The sequence below is a fragment of the Pseudoalteromonas sp. 78C3 genome (assembly GCF_002836695.1).
GTDB classification, from domain to species: Bacteria; Pseudomonadota; Gammaproteobacteria; order Enterobacterales; family Alteromonadaceae; genus Pseudoalteromonas; species Pseudoalteromonas arctica.
The window spans coordinates 1-231 of record NZ_PJAV01000067.1; the positions used below are offsets into that span (position 1 = coordinate 1).

The window sequence follows — 231 nt, forward strand, 5'->3', positions numbered from 1 at the left end:
TGATGTAAACAATGCAGAAAATGACTCTAGGTACTGCAGGAGCAGAGTTAAGCCCGAAATAAGTAGTACAAATACAATAACAATAGCGAGTTGACCAAAGTAATGCATTAACCGCTTTACTTCACTGGTAGGTAGTAAAGTGCAGCTTTTGTAAAGCGGCCACAATGACCCTAACCAGCTCGCAATGGCAATAAGGTGAAAGGTTAAAATACTTTTCACTAACCCATTTTC

The 231-nt window shown here is 39.4% G+C and carries 1 pseudogene; it reads right to left on the reverse strand.

The features are described 5' to 3' along the window. Window positions 1-231, reverse strand: a pseudogene (locus tag CXF76_RS20760) (copper resistance D family protein); the annotation flags it as partial.